Origin of the sequence: Rhizobium sp. C4 (genome assembly GCF_021026315.1) — a bacterium.
Taxonomy (GTDB): domain Bacteria; phylum Pseudomonadota; class Alphaproteobacteria; order Rhizobiales; family Rhizobiaceae; genus Ensifer_A.
This window is the reverse complement of record NZ_JAJNCX010000005.1, coordinates 275,566-296,711: the sequence shown is the minus strand read 5'-3', so window position 1 is coordinate 296,711 and position 21,146 is coordinate 275,566. Positions and strand designations below refer to the sequence as shown.

Here is a 21,146-nt window from a genome sequence, read left to right as displayed (position 1 = left end):
AGTGATGGCAAAGGTTGTCGTGATGGGCATTACAGGTGAGGCCGGACTCTGGCTGGTGGATCTGAAATCAGGCACCGTTGTGCCTTTCGAGAGCCCTGAGGGCGAGCTCGCAAAGACGGCCGCCCTCAGAAAGGTCGGCGCAACCGTGGTCAAGGGCGTCGATTTTGCAATCGCGGTCTCGACGGCAAGCGAAGCTGCGGCCGGACTGCACGAGGTGGCTAACGGGCTTCACGAGGTTGCCTCGGGTCTGCATGAAGGCTGATCGGCCCACATCGACCAGCGCTTTTCGCGCCTGTTCGCCTGAAGAAACGTTCGCAAGAGTAAGCCCTCACCTTTCCCGCCTGGGAATCACAAGGGTGGCAAGCCAGACAGGGCTCGACAATGTCGGGCTGCCTGTCTGGTGCGCCTATGCTCCCAATGCCAAGGCAATCGTCATTGCCCAAGGCAAGGGCCTCACCGACGCCGAGGCCAGAACGTCGGCGGTCATGGAGGCGATCGAGCGTGCCGTTGCGACAGAACCGGCCTGTGAGAAAGTGCTGACCTGCAAGAGCGCGCTGAAGCGCGGCAAGGCCCGCTTCGACACTGTCGACAGCCTGCTGTCGTCCGCTCAGCCGCCGCTCGGCGAAGAGGAGGAAACAGAGTGGGTCGAAGCTGTTGATCTCATTCATGGAGATCCCGTCTGGTTGCCGTTTGACGCCATCTGGTTCGACCGAACTGTTCCCAGGCCTCGTTACTGGCGCTCGTCTGATGGTCTGGCATCCGGAAACCTGCGTCACGAGGCCAGGCTTCACGGTCTCCTGGAACGCGTGGAACGTGATGCGCTGACGCTCTGGAGCATTGAGCCTGCCCGCTCCCGGTTTGGCAGGCGGATACGCCCCGATGGGGCCGGTCTGCTCGGCGGCGCCAGGGATATGCTCGACCACATCGAACGGGCCGGGCTGGAACTGGCGCTTTTCGACATCACCACGGATCTGGGGATCGCCTCTATCGCGGCCCTATTGAAGCCTCGACAGACGCAGTTCTTGCGTCCGCTTCGCTATGTGGACCTGACCTTGGGCGCAGGCGCCTCGCTCGATCCTGTGGTGGCCGCGGCCCGAGCGATCTCCGAAGCCGTACAATCCAGAATGACATTCATTGGCGGCGCGCGTGATGATCTCCTCCCCGAGATTTTTGCACGTCCGGCCGATCAAAGCTCTTTGCAGGCGTTCGATGCCGCGCCCGTGGTCAATTGCGAGGATTTGCCGAGGCTTGAAGCCAGAAGCTCAGCCGATGGACTATCCCTTCTCATCGAACAACTGCGCCGGTCCAACATTCGAAAGCTCTATGCCGTGGATTTGCAGCCTGCATGGTTGCCGGTCAATGTCGTCAAGGTCATCGCGCCCGAGCTTGAAAATCCCGAAGGGGATCGTCGCCAAAGCCTTGGAAGCCGGGCGATTTCCAGGAGTCTCCGATGAAAGTTGTGTTCGCCGGGCCCAGCCTACCGGATGCCTTTGAATTGGTTGCCGAAGACACGCGGATCATGCCTCCTGCAACGCAAGGCGACATGATGAAGGCGCTGCAGGGCGGGGCGAAGGCCATCGGATTGATTGACGGTCAGTTCGAGTTCGTCGCGCCGGTCTGGCACAAGGAAATTCTCTATGCTCTTTCTCAGGGCGTCCCTGTCCTCGGAGCATCCAGCATGGGCGCGCTTCGGGCCGTTGAATGCGCCGCGTTCGGTATGATCGGGATTGGACGAATCTACGAGGATTACATGACCGGGCGTCGATGGGACGACGGCGATGTCGCACTTCTCCACGCCCCCCGCGAATTGCAATATGCGCCGCTAACGATCCCGCTCGTCAACGTCGACGCAACGCTTCAAAGAGCGCGATCGCTGGAACTCCTCACTCCAGAAGACTCGGAAAGGATGTTCACGTCAGCAAGACGCCTCTTTTTCAAGGACAGGACCTGGCGACGGATCGCTGAAATCGCAGGCATCTCGTTTGCGGGTTTTGAAGCCATCCTGGCCGAGGCATGGGTAGACGAGAAACGGCAGGATGCGCTGGAACTTCTAGAGGCGCTGAAGCGTCTCGACCCGACGCCGAATTCCAGAGAGAAGCCTGGCTGGATATTCAATTCGACGCCCCTTTGGCGCAATTTGTATAACACAGACCTCTAATGCAGCCTTGTGGTTGGTCGCCACGGCGTCTCCTGCGTGTGCAACGGTTCTGCAACGCGCAAATTGGTCCGGCCTCTGACAATATGAAGGTACAACAATATGGATCACCTTCAATGCGAACTGCGACCAGCCCTGATGAAAATGAACGTTCCGGCGAGATGATCGCGCTCCTGAATATGATTATCTATGCTCAGGCGATCGCTGACGACATGCAGCTCGATAACACGATCTATTATCTATCAAGTGCCGCACAGGAACTGGCAGGCATCCTGAAGGAAGGCATGCAAACCGAAATTTCGAGCATCATGCTCGCATCGCTCGTCACGAGCAAGGCCGGCAACTGCTGAGGCTTTCTCCTCCTGGAAGCATTTGAACGGAAGACCTGCCTCAGAACCGCATCGCCTTGTCTGCTTGCGTATCGTTCCGAGTATGTTTTCGTCCCTTGGCCTCATTTGTGTTGCCTAAAGCGTTTCCGCGTTTCATGGAAACGCGAAGGCGCTCTATCTCTTTGTTTTCACGCAATTCTGGACGCGAAACCGGTTTCCACTTTCGCTGGAATTGCTCTAGAACGCAGCTTTCTAAGCCTTCGACACAAAGCTGTTCTTCGTCGGCTGTCTCCGCCCCACCCTGTGATGGTCGCTTGCTCCTGTGCTGCACTTGAGCAACGGCCGCAGCGTGGGAGGTCACATTCGAACGGTGTCTGATCACTCGTTCCGATCCAGAGCCAAGTCGCAAACCATCGTGAAGATGTTCGACCAGCGGCGGCGAGAAGAAAGTCCATGATGCTCCGCTTGCCCGTCAGGATCTCGGCCTTGATGGACATGCCGGGCTGCAAGGTCACCTTGTGATCGCCGTCGGTCAGACCGGCTGCCGGGTCAAGGGCGACCCTGACCGCGTGGCGCAGACGAGGGAATATGGATCGACTTGTCGCCGGGAGCGCGCATCAAGGTTCTGCACACCAAGCCCGACATCCGGCGCCGGACATTTCTGCTCGAACTTGCGCCCGGCGCTGAGGCAGAAAACTACGCGCATGATGACGATGAAGGATGCTATGTCATTTCGGGCGACATCTGTTTTGGCGACAAGGAGCTTCGGGCCGGCGACGACCATCTGGCCCAAAGAGGGTCCAGGCACGGACCATCAAGGTCAAACTCCGGCTGCCTTTGAGTTATCATCGCCGCAACGGACTGAGACGCTGCGGACGTCATGAGGCGATTTCGGAATGTCCCAAGCGGTCGGCGCGCGTATTGACAACCTGCCATTCGATTGCCGGTTCGCCTTTTGTGCAAAGACCAGCTAGACTGACAGAATACTGAATATGACCGTTGGGCTTCATCTTCAGAGATTCGACGCATTCGAACCGAACTGGAGAGCATCTTGGGCTGGAAAACACCAAAATTTGAAGTCGTCAATGGATACAAGATCGTCGAGGTCGACGGCCCCGCTTTCAAGGTCTACGACGACGGTCACCAACTGGGCGACGACTTCCCATACTCCGGCGAGGCTGCCGCTTACGCAAATTCTTTGCCAAAGCGGGACCGTCAGGGCAAATAGAGCGCGTCCCGCCAAACTGCGTCAGCGGTTTTGCGTCCGGCCTGCGTCAAAACAACGTGATGGTGCATTTCAGGTGACCCGGTTTTCACCGGAAATGCTCTGCGCCGCAGGCCAGCGACGATCACAGGTGAACTCTGTCGAAGAATGCGAATGGAAACGTGACGAACACGCCTCTTCCCACACCCTTGGAATTGCTGGGCTGGTCCGACTTCTTCTCCGATCAGGTCAATCCGGCCGAAGCCGATCTCCTGCCCAGACGCATCGCATCGGTGCATCGCGCCCGTATCGAGGCGATCGGGGTTCAAGGGCCAGTCAGGCTGGAGCTTCCAGCTGGGGCGAACACCGCTGAATTCGCGGTGGGCGATTGGGTGCTTGCCGATCCCTTTTCCGACATGCTCGTCCGCCGGCTCGACAGAAAGTCCGTGTTTCAGAGACGCCCCGAGGTGGGACGCGAGCAGCAACTTGTTGCCGCCAACATCGATACGCTGCTCGTCGTGACCTCGTGCAACGCCGATTTCAATATCGAGCGGCTGGAACGTTACCTGATCATGGCGAACCAGGCAGGAAGCAATCCGGTGATCGTCTTGACGAAGGCGGACACCGCAGAGGACGTTGGCCTGCTGCAGAGCCAGGCTGAAGCCCTGCAGCGTGACGTGCCCGTCATTGCACTGAACGGACGCTCCGACGACGCACGCTCTCTTCTGAGTGCCTGGTGCGGCATTGGCCAGACGATCGCCCTGGTGGGGTCCTCCGGGGTTGGAAAGTCGACGCTCGTCAACACGCTGACGGCATCTCATTCACAGCAGAAAACCGGGACCATTCGCGAATATGACGCACAGGGCCGTCACACCACCACCGCGCGATCGCTGCATTCTATCCCCGGCGGCGGTTGGGTGATCGATACGCCAGGCATTAGAACACTCTATGTGAGCGATGTCACCGACGGGATCGACATGCTTTTTGCCGACATCACCGAACTGGCCCCGCTTTGCAAATTTCGTGATTGCACCCATGTGCATGAACCGGGCTGCGCCGTCCAGGCCGCTGTCAAGAACGGTACTCTGGCGGCCGAGCGCGTCGAACGCTGGCGCAGCCTGGTTTCGGAAAATCGCGACAGAACCCCGGTTGTCGGCGGACCGCGCGGCAACAAGATCGCCCGAAAGAAGAAATATTGAAGGTACGCCGGCAAGAGCCGGCGCACTTCCTCTTGTGACCACACGCGACAGCATCAGCTCCAGGCGTGGAACGGCGGCTTATCGCCTTAGAGGTGACGTGCCGGACAGCGTCGTCTTCTGCCCGAACCAGGACGTCGCCGAACGATCCTCAATTCAGGTTTTCAGACAAAGGCAGTTGCGGGTGGCGTCGCACATCGTCAGGACCGTCAGCCACGTCAACGCCTTCCGCCGGCTGCCATACGCCTGGACGTCTGCTCCCCGGCATAGGGGGCTGCACTCCGCGATGTCGCGTTCGTCGAGCCAGAATGACCTGCTGGCCCCACCTGGAACTGACCGATCAGGTCTGCCAGATCCGCTGTCTCCTGAGACAGGGCATGCCCTGCTGCCGTCGACTCCTCCACCATGGCCGCATTTTGCTGCGTCAATTGGTCGAGCTGGTTGATGGCGGAATTGATTTCCTGGAGCCCGATTGCCTGCTCCTTCGCGCCGCTGGCAATTCCGGTCATGACATCATTGATCTCGGTCACCTGCGCCATGATGCGCTCGAGCGAGCTGCCTGTCTCGCTGACCAGTTTGAAGCCCTGATCAACCTGCGTCGTCGATGTGGAAATCAGGCTCTTGATGTCTTGTGCGGCCTCAGCCGAACGTTGGGCAAGTGCGCGCACTTCAGACGCGACAACTGCAAAGCCTCGCCCTGCATCGCCCGCCCGCGCCGCTTCGATCCCGGCATTCAGTGCAAGCAGGTTGGTTTGGAAGGCGATCTCATCGATCATGCCCACGATATTGCTGATTTTCTCGGCCGACTTGGAGATCCCAGCCATGGCCTCGACAGCCTGGCGAACCACAACAGCGCTCTGCTTGGCGTCGACATCGGCCGAGGCGACAATCGTGCGGGCATGCATCGCGCCTTCGGCAGATTTTCTGACTGTCGCAGTAATCTGGTCCAGCGCGGCTGCGGTTTCTTCGAGATTCGCCGCCTGCTGCTCTGTCCGTTTCGAAAGATCATTCGAGGCAGTTGAGATCTCCAAAGTGCCTGACTGGATGACATTGCTGCTGCCGGCCACACTGCGCATTGCGCCTTCAAGTTCCGAGATGGCCGCGTTGAAGTCAGCCTGCAGCTTGAAATAGGCCTCCGGAATGTCGCCGGGCATACGATAGGTCAGATCCTTAGCGGCAAGCTTCGACAATGCCGTACCGACCGTCGCTGCGACGACTGATCGCTCCTGTTCGATTGCCTGGCGCTGAGCCAGTTCATTGCGGTTTCTATCGCCCTCGGCCTCCGAGCGGCGGTCGGCCGCCTCGCGCTCGAGACGCGCATTTTCGATGGCCGAGTCCTTGAAAACGAGGACCGCCTTTGCCATTTCGCCGAGTTCGTCAAGACGGGTTACGCCGGGAATGGACTGGCGAAGATCTTCATCCGTGCCGCGGGCCAGACTGGTCATCGTCTCCGTGAGGCGACGGATGCCGTTGGTCAGCGAACGCCCGACAAGGACCGCCAGGATGAGCAGGACCACGACCTGAACCGCGCCGGCGATCAGAAAGGCCAAACGGGCCTTTGCGAACCCTCCCACCAACGTGTCGTGGGCATCTCGAGCGTTGGCGATGCGTTGTTTCAGCTGCTCCAGAATACCATTGCGGATATTGGTGATTTCCTTGGCGAGCTGGCCTGAGTTCTGGAATCCCAGCGCCACATTGCGCTCAAGGAGCACAAGTGCACTGGCGGTCTTGGTCTGAAGGAATTCGACCTGCTGATCGGAAAGAAGCGTCTTGTCATTGGCGGACAAGGCCTTCAGCCTGTCGAGCTCCGCCGAGATATCAGCCTTGATCGCAGCCGCGTCCTCCGGATTGCCCTTCATGAACAACCATGTGGTCAGCTTGAAGAGATCTGACTGCAGGGACAGCATGGCCGTTGAGGCTTCCTGCCCCCGGGCGGTGGCCTCCATTGCCTGGTCCTGCACCTTCACAGCTGAAAGCCCAACCTGCACCGCGCTGACCGTCACGCCCAGCAGGATGAGCAGCATCACGACGCCGATCGCCGGACCAAGGCCGATCTTGAACGCGATGCCGTGCCAGAAGCTGCGGCGCGTCTGCTTTCTTGAAGCGGAAGAGGGCGTGGTTTTGTTCATGATCAGCTCGTGTGTTTTGCGTTTGCAGGGGCAGTGACTACGTCGAAATCAAGAGACCTCAGGCACCCCCAACTTGCTAGCGCTCGTTTCGCCGGGCAAGGCAGGGGTGTTGTGCCGTCGTGATCGCTATCGGTTAGCGTTCTTCAACCTCGGTCCAGCCGCAAAGGAGGTGTTCTGCATCGATCTGCGCGCAATATCCTTCGGCGTGACCGGCATGCGAGCTGTTGGGAACAGCGAAGCGAAGCTGAACAACCGCGCCATTCGGGGACTTCTCCACGGCCTTGGCCACGAACGGCCCAAGGGCATTGCCGTCCAGATCAGACACTTCGTTCCACTTCATCCCGACCAGTTCCGGAAATCCGCTGTCAGCGACCAGCGTGCTGTCCTTGAGCGTCACTGTCACATGGAGGCCATACTTGTCCTCGTACCACTTCTTCGGGGTGTTGAATTCCTTGATAGCAGCTTCCGGCCCCAGCTGTTTGAAAACGGGCGCCGCTTTCTCATAATACGCCTTGGTTGCCGCCGCTTCTGCCGAATAGTCGGCAGCATGGGCGCCGGCAGCGACGGGAAGAAGTATAGCGGCTGCGTAGATGATCTTGAGCGATGTATTCATGAATATTCCTCCAGTAACCATTGCATGTGTGATTGGTTTCGTTTCAGTGCTTTGATCTTGTCATACGTTAGACTGAGATTTTTGCGGCTTTATACGATTCATCTCCCCCATATTCAGTTTCATCCCCCGTCAAAGTTGCGGCCGGAAAATTCTCTCCGTCCCTGACAAACCGCTGCGAAAGTTCAACGGCTTCAGATTTCGGAGCGTCTTATGGCGCGCCGCAGAGAATTCGAACGTAATATAACTGTCTTAACAGCTCCTAAAAGAAACGTAATATCGCCGTATTGTCGGTGCAATATCATAAATTATAGCTATATTTTGCATAATTAAATCTACTATTTGTACTATAACGTACATAATGGTTTAAGTTGTACGATATAGTACATTTCAAAGATAATTTTTTACAATAAAATACCTATTATTATGTATTGGATTTGAAATGTATGTGCATTATAGGAGCCCCATCAGGCGGCCTCGCCCAACCTGCATGGAGCGAATGATGCCGAGTGCTTTTTGGGTTTGTGCGAGCGCCGTCCGCACGGATGAGCGTTCATGACATGCAACGACCCGACATGAACAACTTAAAAGAGTATTAGGGCTTTGAGATGATTTTGGTGCCGACTTCCTCGGTGAGCGCAATACAGGTCCAAGCGAGAGGGGATTTTCCAACCGGCTCCATCTGCGCTTCTGTTTCTATCAACGCATACCTCGTCCGCTCGCCGCGACTTCTTTGCAAAATTACCCAACGAGCAACCGATAAAAATGTATTTCATAAGTAGAAAAATTGGTTTTAAGTCGCAAATATGAGACATATATTATTGCGCAAACGGATAAAATGACAAAACAATTCTAGAAAAATTGATCAATACGTGCGATTTGATTTGCCTAAATCACAAATGAAACGTAGCGTTATTTTGCATATAGCCACAAAGGCGACTTTCTCGCTTGGAAGGCTGTCGTGCTTTCGCCCCAAGTAGAGAGCTTGATAACCGTTCAGATGGCACACCCGTTTCAAAACCGATTGCTACGCGCCCTATCGGCTGCCGATCTCGCGCTGGTCTTGCCGCATCTGGAAAGCGTGAGACTGCAGTATCGGCAGGCGCTGGAGACTGCCCAAGAGCAGATTGAATTTGTTTACTTTCCGGAGACTGCCCTGGGTTCTGTTGTCGCTGGGAAAGAAGCAGGCTCGTCGATTGATGTCGGCCTGTTCGGCCGCGACGGCATGTCTGGAACATCCCTCGTGCAAGGTGATAGCAGAAGTGCATTCGACTGCATCACGGCGATCGAGGGATACGCGATGCGTATTTCGGCAGACAATCTGCAAGACGCCATGCGCCAGAGCGCATCCCTGAAAAGCTTGATGGCACATTACGCCCGAGCGCTGGGAATTCAGACGACTTACACTGCTTGGGCAAACGCGGAGATGAAGCTGGAGCAGCGTTTGGCGCGATGGATCCTGATGGTCGATGATCGCATTGACGATCATCGCTTTCGTGTCACGCATGAGTTCATCGCAATCATATTGGGCGTGCGCCGCGCTGGTGTTACCGTCGCGCTCAAGCGCCTTGAGGAACAACGCCTGATCAAGATCGAACGTCGTGAAATCTGCGTCCTGGATCGAGATGGACTTATCAATTTGACCATGGGCAGCTACGGCCCGGCTGAGGTTGAATATCAACGTTTGATCCAAAACTGGTCTGACGGTGCAACGATGGAAGAGGTTCAGAGGCCTCGTGCGGTCGAGCCCGTTTGACAGCCTTGCATTGCCCTCCCTTCAATGCCCCCGAGTTTCGTGGATAGTCTCGGGTTGGATTTTCTGCAGCATCTCGAACGCAACGGGCGACCGCATTTCTGTTTCGAAGCGCGTGCGTTTGAGGTTTTGGGGCATTTCAGAGAATCGTCCGCGCCGGGGAACGGCGAGCCCTGATCCGAATGGATCGGCACCTTGCACTTCGGCTTGCGCGATAGATTCCGCAATTTCGCTTTTTAACAGTCTGCGCCTTCATCCCGGCAAGACGGGTGGGGTCTCCGCGCATTTCGACACGTTTGCAACGACAACACCAAATCAGTGGCGCCAGGTTGGACGGTTGCCGGCCCAATAGGAATAGCTCTCAAAAAGGCAGCGCTATTGGCGCAAATTGATGCTTTTCCGGTGACGAGCTGCGGCCCTATACAAAATCCAAGGCATGAGCTTCGCATGGGCTCGCCGGATCTCGAACGGACGGCGGGTCGCCATCTGGTTGGATCGGCAGCGAGCAACTCAGCCATTGCATTTTTGGAATTCGGCTGAACAGCGCGGGAAGGAAACTCCATGGCACGACCATTCTACTGGCACGAACTGACCGCGTATGAGTTCAGGTCGCTGAACCCGGACGAGACGATTGCCATCCTTCCACTGGCCTCCACCGAGCAGCACGGGCCGCATCTTCCGATCTCCACAGATGTCACCATTGCCAATGGAATGCTCGGCGAAGTGCGCAGCATCCTGCCGGACGACCTCGCGGTTCTCGTCCTTCCGACACAGGAAATCGGCAAGGCCAACGAACATATCTACGGTCCTGGCACACTCTCACTTCCCGCAGGGCTTCTGATCGAGGCATGGACCGCGATCGGACAGAAGGTTGCTGAAGCCGGTATTCGAAAGCTCGTCATGGTAAACTCCCATGGCGGCAATCTCGACATCATGAGCATCGTTTCGCGCGAAATGCGCGTCCGCTTCGGCATGATGGCTGTCGCCACGCAATGGGCGCGCTTCGGTCATCCCGAAGGCCTTGTCCTCTCGCCGAATGAGCAGCGGTTCGGCATTCATGGCGGCGAAGTGGAGACATCCTTGATGCTGCATTTCAGGCCAGATCTCGTGAAAATGGATCAGGCACAGGATTTCCGCTCCAAGGCAGAGTGGATGGCGAACAATACGAAATATCTCCAGCCGCTCCCGCCCCATTCCGTCGGATGGATCGCGCATGACCTCAATCCGTTCGGCGTCGTCGGCAATGCGGCAGCAGGCACCGCCGAGAAGGGCCAGATGATCGCAAGCCATACGGCGCGTGCCTTCATCGACCTCCTCTACGACGTAAAGGCCTATCCGCTGACCAACCTCTATTCGCCCGAATAAACGGCCTGCTCTTCTTGGTGAACGCCGGGCCCGGCGCTCTTGACGCCTTGCGCGGACAGCGTCGCGAGCAGTGAGGTCAGTTCTGCAAGCAGGAACTCGACAAACAGGCTTGTCGCGCTGTCGAGCGGCGTCCGCGCCCGCGCGAAGACCTTCATCTGCTGAACTTTGACATGCGGGTCGGATAGCGGCCTGAAGACAAGATCGCCGCGCTCGCAATCGTGGATGATGTCCAGCGGGTTCATCAGCGAAACGCCGGCACCGGCGCGCACGAACTGCTTGACCGCCTCGGTCGTGTTCGTCTCGATCACCGGCTCGACCGCAACGGACAGGGGCGCCAGCGCAAAGTCGATGACTTCGCGCAGGCTCAGCGATTTCATGACCAGCACGAGCCGTTCCTGGATCAGCTCGCCGAGGCCCACCTGGGCATGCTGCGTCAGTGGATGTCCTGGCGGCAGGACAGCGCCGATCGGCACATCGAAGACGGCCAGCGTCCGGATGCCGGGCGAGGCCGGAATGTTGAGGCCGATGCCGATATCCACCTCGCCCACGCTCACCGGATTGAGCGTCGTGCCCGAGCCGATGTCATTGCGCATGAAAATCTTGACGCGTGGATGCTCGGCAACAAATTTCGCGACGATGACGGGCATGGGACCGGCGGCAAGTCCGGTCGTCGTGACAATCCGCACCTTCCCCGCATCCGGCATTTTCAGGGTTTTGACGCGGGATTCAAGCCGGTGGTAGCTCTTCATCACATCGCGGATATGCTCGACATAGAGCTCGCCCGCCGATGTCAGCCGCAGGCCACGCGGCAGGCGCTCGAACAGTGCCGCACCCACCTCCTCCTCCAGCTCGATGATCTGCCGGTTGATGGCCGAGGATGCGACATTCAGCTTGGCCGCGGCCTTGCGGATGGAGCCCGTGCGGGCGATTTCGTCGATGTAAAGGAGTTTGCGGGAATGCAGCACCGTTGACCCTCTCGAAATCCTGCGTCGATGCATTCCGACATAGCGCAAAAAGGCATCAATGCGAACGAATTTTGATGCTTTTCAAAGAGCGAAACCCCAGCGCACTATCCTGTTGCAGCGCAAAAAGCGCCTTCCAGATAAAGCAGGGAACAGTCTTGATGTCGCACTCTCTCAAATCTCTTGCCGCTTCGGCGTCGCTTTGCCTCATGGCGGCAGCGCCCGCGCATGCACTCGACAAGGTCTCCTTCGGGACGAACTGGCTCGCAGAGCCCGAACATGGCGGTTACTATCAGGCCGTCGCAGACGGGACCTACAAGAAGCATGGCCTTGACGTGACGATCGTTCAGGGCGGTCCGAATGCGGCCAACAGCGCGCTGCTGATCTCCGGCAAGATCGAATTCTACATGGGCGGCGAAATGGGTTCGCTCAATGCCGTCAAGGCCGGCATTCCGCTGGTTGATGTCGCAGCCATGTTCCAGAAGGATCCGCAGATCCTGATGGCCCACCCCGACCAGGGCATCGAGAAATTCGCGGATCTCGCCAAGGCCAGCGCCATCCTGATGGCGAAAGACGGCTATCTCACCTATTTCGAGTGGATGAAGGTCAATTTCAAAGGCTTCAAGGACGAGCAGTACAAGCCCTACAATTTCAATCCGGGCCCGTTCATCGCTGACAAGAAGTCGGTGCAACAGGGCTACCTGACCTCCGAACCCTATGCCGTCGAGAAGCAGACCGGCTGGAAGCCCAAGGTCTTCCTGCTCGCCGATGAAGGCTACAGCCCCTATTCGACCACGGTGACCGTCAAGGCCGACCTGATCAAGAGCAATCCGGACCTGATCCAGCGCTTCGTCGACGCGTCGATCGAGGGTTGGTACAATTACCTCTACGGCGACAACAAGCCCGCCAATGATCTGATCAAGAAAGACAATCCGGAAATGACGGATGAGCAGATCGCCTTCTCCATCACGCAGATGAAGGAGCATGGCATTCTGGAATCGGGCGAGGCACTCACCAAGGGCATCGGCTGCATGACCGACGAGAAGTACAAGAAGTTCTTCGACGAAATGGTCAAGATCAAGCTTTTCGACGCCAGCATGGACTACAAGAAGGGCTTCACGACCCAGTTCGTCTGCAAGGGCGTCGGCATGGCGCTGAAGAAGTAACCTGCCAGAGAATGTCTCCGCTCCCGTCCACTCGGGAGCGGGGAGCCCATTTCCAAGCATAGAGTTGATGGCATGAACGCTCAGGCGGCCGACAAAACAGTCGCGACAATGGCACAGACCCGCCCGCTCGTTGCGATGGACCATGTGTCGAAAATCTTCTCCAACGGCACGCTTGCCCTTCAGGACATGTCGTTGACGGTTCGGGGCGGCGAGTTCCTCAGTCTCCTCGGCCCCTCCGGTTGCGGCAAGTCGACAGCGTTGCGCATCATCGCCGGGCTCGGTGGTGTCAGCAGCGGCTCGATCGACTGGCCGAGTTCCCGCATCAACTCGAAAGGCCTGCCGGAAGGCGATATCAGCTTCGTCTTCCAGGAGCCGACGCTGATGCCCTGGCAGACGGTGTTCGGCAATGTCTTTCTGCCGCTGCGTCTGCGCGGCGTCAGCAAGAAGGCCGCCGAAGAGCCTATCATGGAAGCTCTAACGGCCGTCGGTCTCGGTGACTTTGCGAAAGCCTATCCACGCGAACTCTCCGGCGGCATGAAGATGCGCGTTTCGATCGCCCGCGCCATGGTGACGAAGCCGCGCCTTCTCCTGATGGACGAACCGTTTGCCGCGCTTGATGAAATCACCCGGCAAAAGCTGAACGACGATGTCCTCAACCTGTGGCGGAGAACCGGCATCACCGTGATTTTTGTCACCCATTCGGTTTTCGAATCCGCCTATCTTTCCAACCGGATCGTCGTGATGAAGGCTCGTCCCGGGCGCGTTCATGCGGATTTCCCGCTTGTGACCGCCAGCGAGCGTGATGCGCTTTATCGCAGCTCCGAAGATTACCGTCAGGCCTGCGAAAAGGTCTCGGCCATGTTGCTGGAAGCCATGGGCGATGCCCCGGAGGGCCATTGATGACCAGCTCCGTACCTGAAATGAACGCTTCATCCGAACGTCGCAAGGACATTGCGCTGCGGATCGCCGTCCCGCTTGTGATGGTCGTCGGCCTGGTGCTGATCTGGCATTTCGGCGTCGTGATGTCGGGCGTCCCGCCCTATATCCTGCCGAGCCCCGGCGCGGTTCTCAGCGCGCTGATCGGGGATTGGAGCCTGCTGTTTCCGGCCCTCGTGGTAACGACGAAGATCACCCTGATGTCGCTGGCGCTAGCACTGATCGGCGGAGCCGGTTTTGCGATCTTTCTGGTCCAGTCCCGCTGGATTGAAATCGCCTTCTATCCCATCGCCGTCATCCTTCAGGTCACACCGATCGTTGCGATCTCGCCCCTTATTCTGATCTATGCGCCAACCACGCAGGTGGCACTGCTGATCTGCGCCTTTCTGGTCGCCTTCTTCCCGATCCTCTCCAACATGGTTCAGGGTTTGAAGAGCGTCGATCACAATCTCCTGAACCTTTTCGACCTCTACGGTGCGTCGCGCTGGCAGACATTGATCTATCTGAAGATCCCGGCAGCCCAGCCCTATTTCATGACAGGCCTGCGAATTGGCGGCGGGCTTGCCCTCATTGCTGCCGTGGTGGCGGAGTTTGCGGCGGGCTCGGCAGGAGCCTCCTCAGGCCTCGCGTTCCGTCTGCTGGAATCGCAGTTCCGCATGAACATCCCTCGCCTTTTCGCCGCCCTCCTGATGCTTTCGGCACTGGGTGTTACGATCTTCGCGGCGACCTCCTTCATCTCCTGGCTGGCGCTTCATCGCTGGCACGAGAGCAACCTCAAGCGGGAGAACTGAGCCGTGACGTCGGATCTGGAAATACCCTCCACGACAGCCTATGTCCTTGCCGGCGCCACCGTGCCGCTGAGTGCCACGCAGGCGAACCTGCCGGGGGCGAAGGAAGGTCTTGCCGCCGCCGATATCGTCGTGCGCGATGGCGCCATTGCAGACATCCTGCCGGCGGGCGCAGCGGCAACTGATCTGCCTGCCGTGGCTCTTGGGGGCCGCATGGTCTGGCCGTGCTTCACCGACATGCATACGCATCTCGACAAGGGCCATATCTGGGACCGCAATCCCAACCCTGACGGGAGCTTTCCTGGCGCGCTCGATGCCGTCAGGGCAGACCGCGAGGCGAACTGGTCGGCCGAGGATGTGGCCCGCCGCATGGATTTCTCGCTGCGCTGCGCCTATGCGCACGGCACGTCGCTGATCCGCACGCATATCGACTCGCTCAACCCGCAGCACCGCATATCCTTCCCCGTATTCCAGGAGACGCGGGAACGCTGGAAGGGCAAGATCGACCTTCAGGCAGCCGCACTGTTTCCGCTCTACGCCATGGCGGATGATGCCTTCTTCCGCGATCTTGTGGCCGTCCTCAAGGAGACCGGCGGCATCCTTGGCGGCCTGACGCAGGTCGGGCCGGACCTTGATCAGGAACTCGACAAGTTGCTGCGGACCGCCGCAGCGATGGGCGTGGATGTCGATCTTCATGTCGACGAAACCGCCGACCGCGAGGTCCTGACGCTCGCCTCCATTGCCGAGGCTGTGATCCGCAACGGCTTTGAGGGAACGGTGACCGTCGGCCATTGCTGCTCGCTGGCGCGGCAGGACGAGGAAACGGCAAAGCGGACGGTCGATCTTGTTGCCAGAGCCAATCTGGCCGTCGTGTCGCTTCCCATGTGCAACATGTATCTTCAGGATAGGCATTCAGGCCGGACGCCCAGGTGGCGCGGCGTGACGCTGTTCAACGAGCTTCGCGCGGCTGGCGTTCGCACCGCCGTCTCCTCCGACAACACCCGAGACCCATTTTATGCCTATGGAGATCTCGATCCGGCGGAAGTCTTCCGCGAAGCCGTTCGCATCCTGCATCTCGACCATCCGCTGACCGATGCGGCGTCAGTGGTGACCGCAACGCCTGCCGATATTCTCGGCCGGAAAGACAAAAGCCGCATCGCCGTCGGCGCGTCTGCCGATCTCGTCGTCTTCAAAGCCAGACGCTGGAGCGAATTCCTGTCCCGCCCCCAATCGGATCGCACCATCATCCGGGCCGGTCGCGTCATCGAGCGCGTCATTCCCGACTATGCCGAACTCGATGCCATTCACGGAGCATGAACATGGTTGATTACGTACAGATCAAGAAGGATCTCGAGGGGATTGCGGTCGAGGACCATCCGGCGCTCGTCAAGCAGAAGAGCCGGGATTTCTACTGGTATTCGCCGATTCAGAGGAGCCAGCTCGACAATGTCACGGCGGATCTCGTCGTTTCGCCGGTGACGGAGGAAGAGGTGATCCGCACGCTGAAGGTCGCCTACGCGCATGGCGCGCCGATCACGCCGCGCGGCGGCGGCACCGGGAACTACGGACAGGCCATGCCACTTTCCGGCGGCATCATCCTCAACATGGCCAATATGAACAAGGTCAAGCAGATCCTGCCCGGCCGCGTGATTGCCGAAACCGGCGTCATCATTTCCGAGCTCGACAAGCAGACCAAGGCGCATTCGGGACAGGAATTGCGCTTCCATCCCTCGACGGCGCAGACGGCGACGATCGGCGGCTTCATTGCCGGCGGCTCGGGTGGTGTCGGCTCGATCACCTGGGGCGGCTTGCGCGATCTCGGCAATATCCTGCGCCTGCGCGTGATCACCATGGAAGCCGAACCGCGCATTCTCGACCTGACCGGCTGGGACCTTCAGAAGGTCAGCCATGCCTATGGGACCAATGGCATCATCACGGAAGTCGAAATGCCGCTGGCGCCCGCCTATGACTGGGTCGATGTGCTGGTCGGCTATGATGACTTCATGGACGCCGTTCGCTTTGCTGACGCGGTGGCCCATTCCAACGGCCTGCTGGTCAAGGAAATCGCGCCTATCGAGGCGCCCGCCCCGTTCGACTATTTCACCCGGCACAAGCCCTATCTGAAGGAAGGCCAGTCGATCGTTGTGATCATGGTGGCGCCGCATTCCATGGGGCCGTTCGAAGCGCTGGTCTCGCGCTACAAGGGCGACATCCGCTTCCGCTCAGACAAGGTGGAAAGCATGAAGGGCATCCCGCATGCCTATGAACTGGCCTGGAACCATACGACGCTGCGCGCGCTGAAGATCGATCCGAGCATCACCTATCTTCAGGTTCAGTATTCAGCCCCCGACCATGTGGAAAAGGTGCGCAAGACGGTCGAGACCTTCCATGGCGAGGTGGTCGGCCATCTCGAGTTCACGCGCTTCGACGGCACAGTCCAGTGCGCCGGCCTGCCCATGGTCCGCTACACGACGGCGGAGCGACTGGAGGAAATCATCCGCATCCATGAAGATCTTGGCTGCCCGATCTTCAATCCGCATCGCTACACGCTCGAAGAGGGTGGAATGAAGCAGACGGATACCATCCAGCTTGCCTTCAAGAAGGAAACCGATCCGAAGGGCCTGCTCAATCCCGGCAAGATGATCGCCTGGGACAATCCGGATTTCGACTTCAAGGCGGGCAAGAACTATCTCTTTCAAGGTCTCGCAGCCTTCATGGAGGCGTGAATGCGCGTTCTCGTCCTTTATTCGCACCCGGTGGAAGACAGCTATGGCGCCGTCCTCCATGCCAAGACGGTGGAGAGCCTCAAGGCCGCTGGCCACGAGGTCGATGACTGCGATCTCTATGCCGAGGGGTTCAATCCGGTGCTGTCACGCCACGATCGGATCATCTACCACACCTATCCGGACAATACGGAACTGGTTTCCGGCTATGTCGAACGGCTGAAAAAGGCCGAAGCCCTGGTCATCTGCACGCCCGTCTGGAATTTCGGCTTTCCGGCCATGCTGAAGGGCTATTTCGACCGGGTCTGGCTGCCCGGCGTCACGTTCGAGCTGGTCGATGGCAAGGTGCAGTCGACGCTGCGCCATATCCGGAAGCTCGGTGCCGTGCTCACCTATGGAGCCGATCCGTTCCGCGCCTTCGTTGCCGGAAATCCGCCCAAGAAGATCATCAAGCGCGTGATCCGGGCTCAGATCAACCCGCTCGCCAAGGTGCGCTTTCTGGCCCATTACGACATGAACCGCGCCACCGAAGAAACCCGCAAGCAGTTTCTCGACAAGGTCGCGCGCGAAATGTCAACTTTCTGAGGCAGCGGCCCATGAGGCGATCCATCAATCCGGACACCGTGCGAAAACCATTCGGGAACTACAGTCACGGGCTCGCTTTGCCCGCGGGCGGCACGTTGCTCGTCACATCCGGCCAACTGGGCATCCGCCCGGACGAAACCATTCCCGAGAGCGTCGAAGAGCAGGCGGTGATCTGTTTCGAGACCATCGGGGCAATCCTCGAAGAGGCCGGAATGAGCTTCTCCGACGTCATTCGCATCGCAGGTTTCGTCACCCGGCGGGAGGATTTCGCTCCCTATATGGCGGTCCGCGACCGCTACACGGCTGCACCCCTGCCGGTCTCCACACTGCTGATCGTTAGCGGTTTCACCCGACCTGAATTTAAGGTTGAGGTCGAGGTCACCGCCCTGAAGTCGTGAAATGACGACAGGCGCCCAATATCGAGAGCGTGTTTGAGCCGCCCCGCTGCTGGTACCGAGCTGCCGGTGGCTGATCTCATTGTCGCGGGGTGGCAACCGGCTTGTCCACATCACCGGGCCGGACAGTTTCGTTGCGGCACTGGATCGTGTCGCTGCGTTTCGCCGGTTCGCCGGGCCGAGACGGTCCAGATGCGGGTTCGCTCCGGCCTCGGCGACAGCTTCAAGGAGACTGTCAGGGCCTTCAATGCCGGTCACACCTGCAAGGTTGATCTGACCGAAATACCGCAAGGCGCCCTCGTTCAGAAATATGCCTCTGTCATTGCCGGCGGTCAGGAGCCCGACGCGCTCGATGCAATTCGTCCATCTTCATAACAATTGGGTATATAAACTGACGGAAAAATCATCAAGTGTCCGGTTTCCGCCTGCTAGCATGAACGCGTGGGGGGAGCCATGGCAGAATTGTCGTTCAGCGAGAGCAATTCGGTGCAGCGCGTCGTAGAGCGCGTGGACCGTCATGCCGAAAGTCCGTTGCACGATTTCATGCTGCCGATCATCGAGCATGTCCACAAGCTTATCCGCGAGACCCGACCGACGCATGCCGACTGGCGCAAGACGGTAGAATTCCTGACCGAGGTTGGCCATGCCAGCGACGGCCGCCGACAGGAATGGGTACTGCTCTCGGATCTGCTGGGCGTCACCGCACTCATTGAAGAGATCAACACGAGCCGCCCGAAGGGCGCGACGCCAAACACCGTGCGCGGCCCCTTCTATCGCGCCGATGCCCCCCGACTGCCGCTGGACGCCAATATCTCGCTCGACGGGATCGGTGCACCGCTATGGGTGACCGGGAAGGTGTGCGATCTTGACGGCCAGCCGATTGCCGGCGCGACGATCGAGACCTGGCAGGCGAATTCGCAAGGCTTCTACGAAAACCAGCAGCCCGACCAGCAGCCCGAGTTCAACCTGCGCGGCGTCTTCACCGCGGATGCCGCGGGTTCGTTCCGTTACCGTACCGTGCGGCCGGCCGGCTACACGGTCCCCTCCGATGGACCCGTCGGACTGCTGCTCGGGGACCTCGGCTTCTCGCTTCGCCGCCCTGCGCATCTGCATTTCCTGATCAAGGCCGACGGTTTCGAGACGATCAGCACCCACATCTATGACAGTTCCGATCCGGAGCTCGGCCGTGACGCCCTGTTCGGCGTGAAGCAGGAGCTTGTCGCGACATTGAAGCCCAGGGGCAAGGCGGACGAGTGCTCGCTGGATTTCACCTTCGTCATGGTGCGCGCAAAGAAGGGACGCAGAGCCCCATGACACGGACATCAGACTTTCAGGGCAGTGCTGCTGCCCGCGGGCCCCAGGCCCTGACGAAAAACACCTGCAATCATGTGCGGCTGATCGAACGGGAGTCGATCAGCGCGCATGGACATGACGCCGTGGGAGGTCATCAACTGCCACGTTGAATTCTTTTGGGAGGAAGAAGGCAAATGTTTACCAGACGCGATCTTTTGAAATCCGCAGCCGCCACGGGAGCACTGGCGGCCACATCAGGCCTCGCCATGCCGGCGATTGCCAAGGGCGCTGCCATCAAGCTCGGCTATGTCAGTCCGCAGACAGGGCCGCTGGCGGCCTTTGCCGAGGCTGACAAATTCATCATCGACGGGTTCTTGGCGGCCACCAAGGCGGCCGGGCTGAACTACGAGGTCGTGGTGAAGGACAGCCAGTCCAACCCCAACCGGGCCGCCGAAGTCACCAAGTCGCTCATCGTCGATGACGAAGTGAATGCGGTGCTGGTTGCCTCGACGCCGGAAACGACGAACCCCGTGGCGACGACCTGCGAGGCCGAGGAAGTCCCCTGCATCTCCACCATGGCGCCCTGGCAGCCCTGGTTCATCGGCCAGCAGGCCAATCCGGGCGACCCCAACTCTTGGAAGCCGTTCAACAGCGCGTTCCATTTCTTCTGGGGCCTGGAAGATGTGATCGCCGTCTATACCAACATGTGGAGCCAGGTTGCGACCAACAAGAAGGTCGGCGGCATGTTCCCCAATGACGGCGACGGCAATGCCTGGGGCGACAAGCAGGTCGGTTTCCCGCCCGTGCTCGACAAGCTCGGCTATTCGCTGAACGATCCGGGCCGCTACCAGAACCTGACGGATGACTTCTCGGCGCAGATCAACACGCTCAAGTCCGGCCAGTGCGAGATCGTCACGGGCGTCATGATCCCACCGGATTTCACCACCTTCTGGAACCAGGCGCAGCAGCAGGGCTTCAAGCCGAAGGTCGCCTCCATCGGCAAGGCGATCCTGTTTCCACAGGCGGTCGAGGCACTTGGCAAGAACGGTCACAACCTGTCGAGCGAAGTCTGGTGGTCGGCAAGCCATCCGTTCAAGTCGTCGCTCACCGGCGAGAGCTCCAAGGATCTTGCCATGGGCTTCACCAAGGCGACCAACCGGCCCTGGACCCAGCCGATCGGCTTTGTCCATGCGCTGTTCGAAGTGGCCGCCGACGTGATGAAGCGGGCCGATCCGACCGACAGCAAGGCGGTCATTGCCGCGATTGCGGCAACCAAGCTCGACACGATCGTCGGCAAGGTTGCCTGGGACGGCGCCAACGTGCCGCCCTTCGCGGCCAAGAACATCGCCAAGACGCCGCTGGTCGGTGGCCAATGGCGCCTCAAGGACGGCGGCGGCTACGATCTCGTCATCGTCGACAACAGGACCGCACCGAACATTCCGACCGGCGGCAAGATGGAGGCGATCGTCTGAGCGCAAGCTCGGACGATACTCTATCTCTTTGTTTTAACGCAATTCCGGACGCGAAGCCGGTTTCGACTTTTGCTGGAATTGCTCT

General features: G+C 59.0%; 21 protein-coding genes and 1 pseudogene. 19 read left to right on the top strand and 3 right to left on the bottom strand.

All coding sequences use genetic code 11. The features are described 5' to 3' along the window. Nucleotides 1-4: 4 nt before the first annotated feature. The 7 genes from LQK84_RS11760 to rsgA all read left to right on the top strand — a co-directional run bounded on the left by LQK84_RS11760 (nt 5) and on the right by rsgA (nt 4,887). Nucleotides 5-262 carry a hypothetical protein gene (locus tag LQK84_RS11760; RefSeq protein WP_230828911.1) on the top strand — a complete coding sequence of 86 codons (258 nt, stop codon included), beginning with the start codon at nt 5-7 and terminating at the stop codon, nt 260-262. After that, nucleotides 252-1,454 (top strand): YcaO-like family protein, encoded by a 1,203-nt coding sequence (locus tag LQK84_RS11755; protein ID WP_230828910.1) that lies wholly within the window; start codon nt 252-254, stop codon nt 1,452-1,454. Before LQK84_RS11760 ends, LQK84_RS11755 begins: the two co-directional genes overlap by 11 nt. After that, entirely contained in the window at nt 1,451-2,158 is a 708-nt protein-coding gene (locus tag LQK84_RS11750) for a TfuA-like protein (protein ID WP_230828909.1), read from the top strand. The genes LQK84_RS11755 and LQK84_RS11750 overlap by 4 nt, the downstream gene beginning before the upstream one ends. 113 nt (nt 2,159-2,271) lie before the next feature. Beyond that, complete coding sequence (locus LQK84_RS11745; protein ID WP_230828908.1) at nt 2,272-2,505, top strand: hypothetical protein; 234 nt, start codon at nt 2,272-2,274, stop codon at nt 2,503-2,505. Nucleotides 2,506-3,082: 577 nt separating this feature from the next. Continuing rightward, nucleotides 3,083-3,325, top strand: coding sequence for a cupin domain-containing protein (locus LQK84_RS25320; protein WP_442966951.1), 243 nt, complete (start codon nt 3,083-3,085; stop codon nt 3,323-3,325). Between the two features lie 210 nt (nt 3,326-3,535). Further along, the gene (locus LQK84_RS11740; RefSeq protein ID WP_230828907.1) at nt 3,536-3,712 is read left to right on the top strand and encodes a hypothetical protein; all 177 of its coding nucleotides are present in this window, start codon (nt 3,536-3,538) and stop codon (nt 3,710-3,712) included. Between the two features lie 158 nt (nt 3,713-3,870). Next, the gene (gene rsgA, locus LQK84_RS11735; RefSeq protein ID WP_230828906.1) at nt 3,871-4,887 is read left to right on the top strand and encodes a ribosome small subunit-dependent GTPase A; all 1,017 of its coding nucleotides are present in this window, start codon (nt 3,871-3,873) and stop codon (nt 4,885-4,887) included. 215 nt (nt 4,888-5,102) lie between these two features. Here the strand turns inward: rsgA and LQK84_RS11730 are convergent, their stop codons facing one another. Beyond that, nucleotides 5,103-7,013 carry a methyl-accepting chemotaxis protein gene (locus LQK84_RS11730; RefSeq protein ID WP_230828905.1) on the bottom strand — a complete coding sequence of 637 codons (1,911 nt, stop codon included), beginning with the start codon at nt 7,011-7,013 and terminating at the stop codon, nt 5,103-5,105. A gap of 133 nt (nt 7,014-7,146) precedes the next feature. Next, nucleotides 7,147-7,626: a hypothetical protein gene (locus tag LQK84_RS11725; protein WP_230828904.1), complete on the bottom strand. Its 480-nt coding sequence runs from the start codon at nt 7,624-7,626 to the stop codon at nt 7,147-7,149. Between the two features lie 958 nt (nt 7,627-8,584). On the opposite strand from LQK84_RS11725, the gene LQK84_RS11720 reads away from it, so the two are divergent. Together LQK84_RS11720 and LQK84_RS11715 are read left to right on the top strand one after the other, a co-directional pair. Continuing rightward, nucleotides 8,585-9,379: a Crp/Fnr family transcriptional regulator gene (locus LQK84_RS11720; RefSeq protein ID WP_230828903.1), complete on the top strand. Its 795-nt coding sequence runs from the start codon at nt 8,585-8,587 to the stop codon at nt 9,377-9,379. Nucleotides 9,380-9,937: 558 nt separating this feature from the next. Beyond that, complete coding sequence (locus LQK84_RS11715) at nt 9,938-10,741, top strand: creatininase family protein (protein WP_230828902.1); 804 nt, start codon at nt 9,938-9,940, stop codon at nt 10,739-10,741. On the opposite strand, the gene LQK84_RS11710 is transcribed toward LQK84_RS11715, so the two are convergent. Continuing rightward, nucleotides 10,726-11,706: a LysR family transcriptional regulator gene (locus LQK84_RS11710; RefSeq protein ID WP_230828901.1), complete on the bottom strand. Its 981-nt coding sequence runs from the start codon at nt 11,704-11,706 to the stop codon at nt 10,726-10,728. The genes LQK84_RS11715 and LQK84_RS11710 overlap by 16 nt on opposite strands. A 158-nt stretch (nt 11,707-11,864) precedes the next feature. Here LQK84_RS11710 and LQK84_RS11705 point away from each other — a divergent pair, with 158 nt between their 5' ends. From LQK84_RS11705 to LQK84_RS11660, 10 genes and pseudogenes are all read left to right on the top strand, one after another. After that, a complete protein-coding gene (locus tag LQK84_RS11705) occupies nt 11,865-12,869 on the top strand; it encodes an ABC transporter substrate-binding protein (protein WP_230828900.1) in 1,005 nt (334 codons plus the stop codon). Between the two features lie 108 nt (nt 12,870-12,977). Beyond that, nucleotides 12,978-13,769: an ABC transporter ATP-binding protein gene (locus tag LQK84_RS11700; protein ID WP_230828899.1), complete on the top strand. Its 792-nt coding sequence runs from the start codon at nt 12,978-12,980 to the stop codon at nt 13,767-13,769. After that, nucleotides 13,769-14,596 (top strand): ABC transporter permease, encoded by an 828-nt coding sequence (locus LQK84_RS11695; RefSeq protein ID WP_230828898.1) that lies wholly within the window; start codon nt 13,769-13,771, stop codon nt 14,594-14,596. Before LQK84_RS11700 ends, LQK84_RS11695 begins: the two co-directional genes overlap by 1 nt. Before the next feature lie 3 nt (nt 14,597-14,599). Further along, a complete protein-coding gene (locus tag LQK84_RS11690; protein ID WP_330166409.1) occupies nt 14,600-15,910 on the top strand; it encodes a cytosine deaminase in 1,311 nt (436 codons plus the stop codon). Nucleotides 15,911-15,912: 2 nt separating this feature from the next. Further along, entirely contained in the window at nt 15,913-17,319 is a 1,407-nt protein-coding gene (locus LQK84_RS11685) for an FAD-binding oxidoreductase (RefSeq protein ID WP_230828897.1), read from the top strand. Continuing rightward, the gene (locus LQK84_RS11680; protein WP_230828896.1) at nt 17,320-17,901 is read left to right on the top strand and encodes an NAD(P)H-dependent oxidoreductase; all 582 of its coding nucleotides are present in this window, start codon (nt 17,320-17,322) and stop codon (nt 17,899-17,901) included. Between the two features lie 11 nt (nt 17,902-17,912). Next, complete coding sequence (locus LQK84_RS11675) at nt 17,913-18,299, top strand: RidA family protein (RefSeq protein ID WP_230828895.1); 387 nt, start codon at nt 17,913-17,915, stop codon at nt 18,297-18,299. Between the two features lie 156 nt (nt 18,300-18,455). Further along, nucleotides 18,456-18,647 (top strand): annotated as a pseudogene (locus LQK84_RS11670) (sugar ABC transporter substrate-binding protein); the annotation flags it as partial. Between the two features lie 102 nt (nt 18,648-18,749). Further along, nucleotides 18,750-19,610 carry a dioxygenase family protein gene (locus LQK84_RS11665; RefSeq protein WP_230828894.1) on the top strand — a complete coding sequence of 287 codons (861 nt, stop codon included), beginning with the start codon at nt 18,750-18,752 and terminating at the stop codon, nt 19,608-19,610. Between the two features lie 173 nt (nt 19,611-19,783). Continuing rightward, nucleotides 19,784-21,061 (top strand): ABC transporter substrate-binding protein, encoded by a 1,278-nt coding sequence (locus LQK84_RS11660; protein ID WP_230828893.1) that lies wholly within the window; start codon nt 19,784-19,786, stop codon nt 21,059-21,061. Nucleotides 21,062-21,146 lie beyond the last annotated feature (85 nt).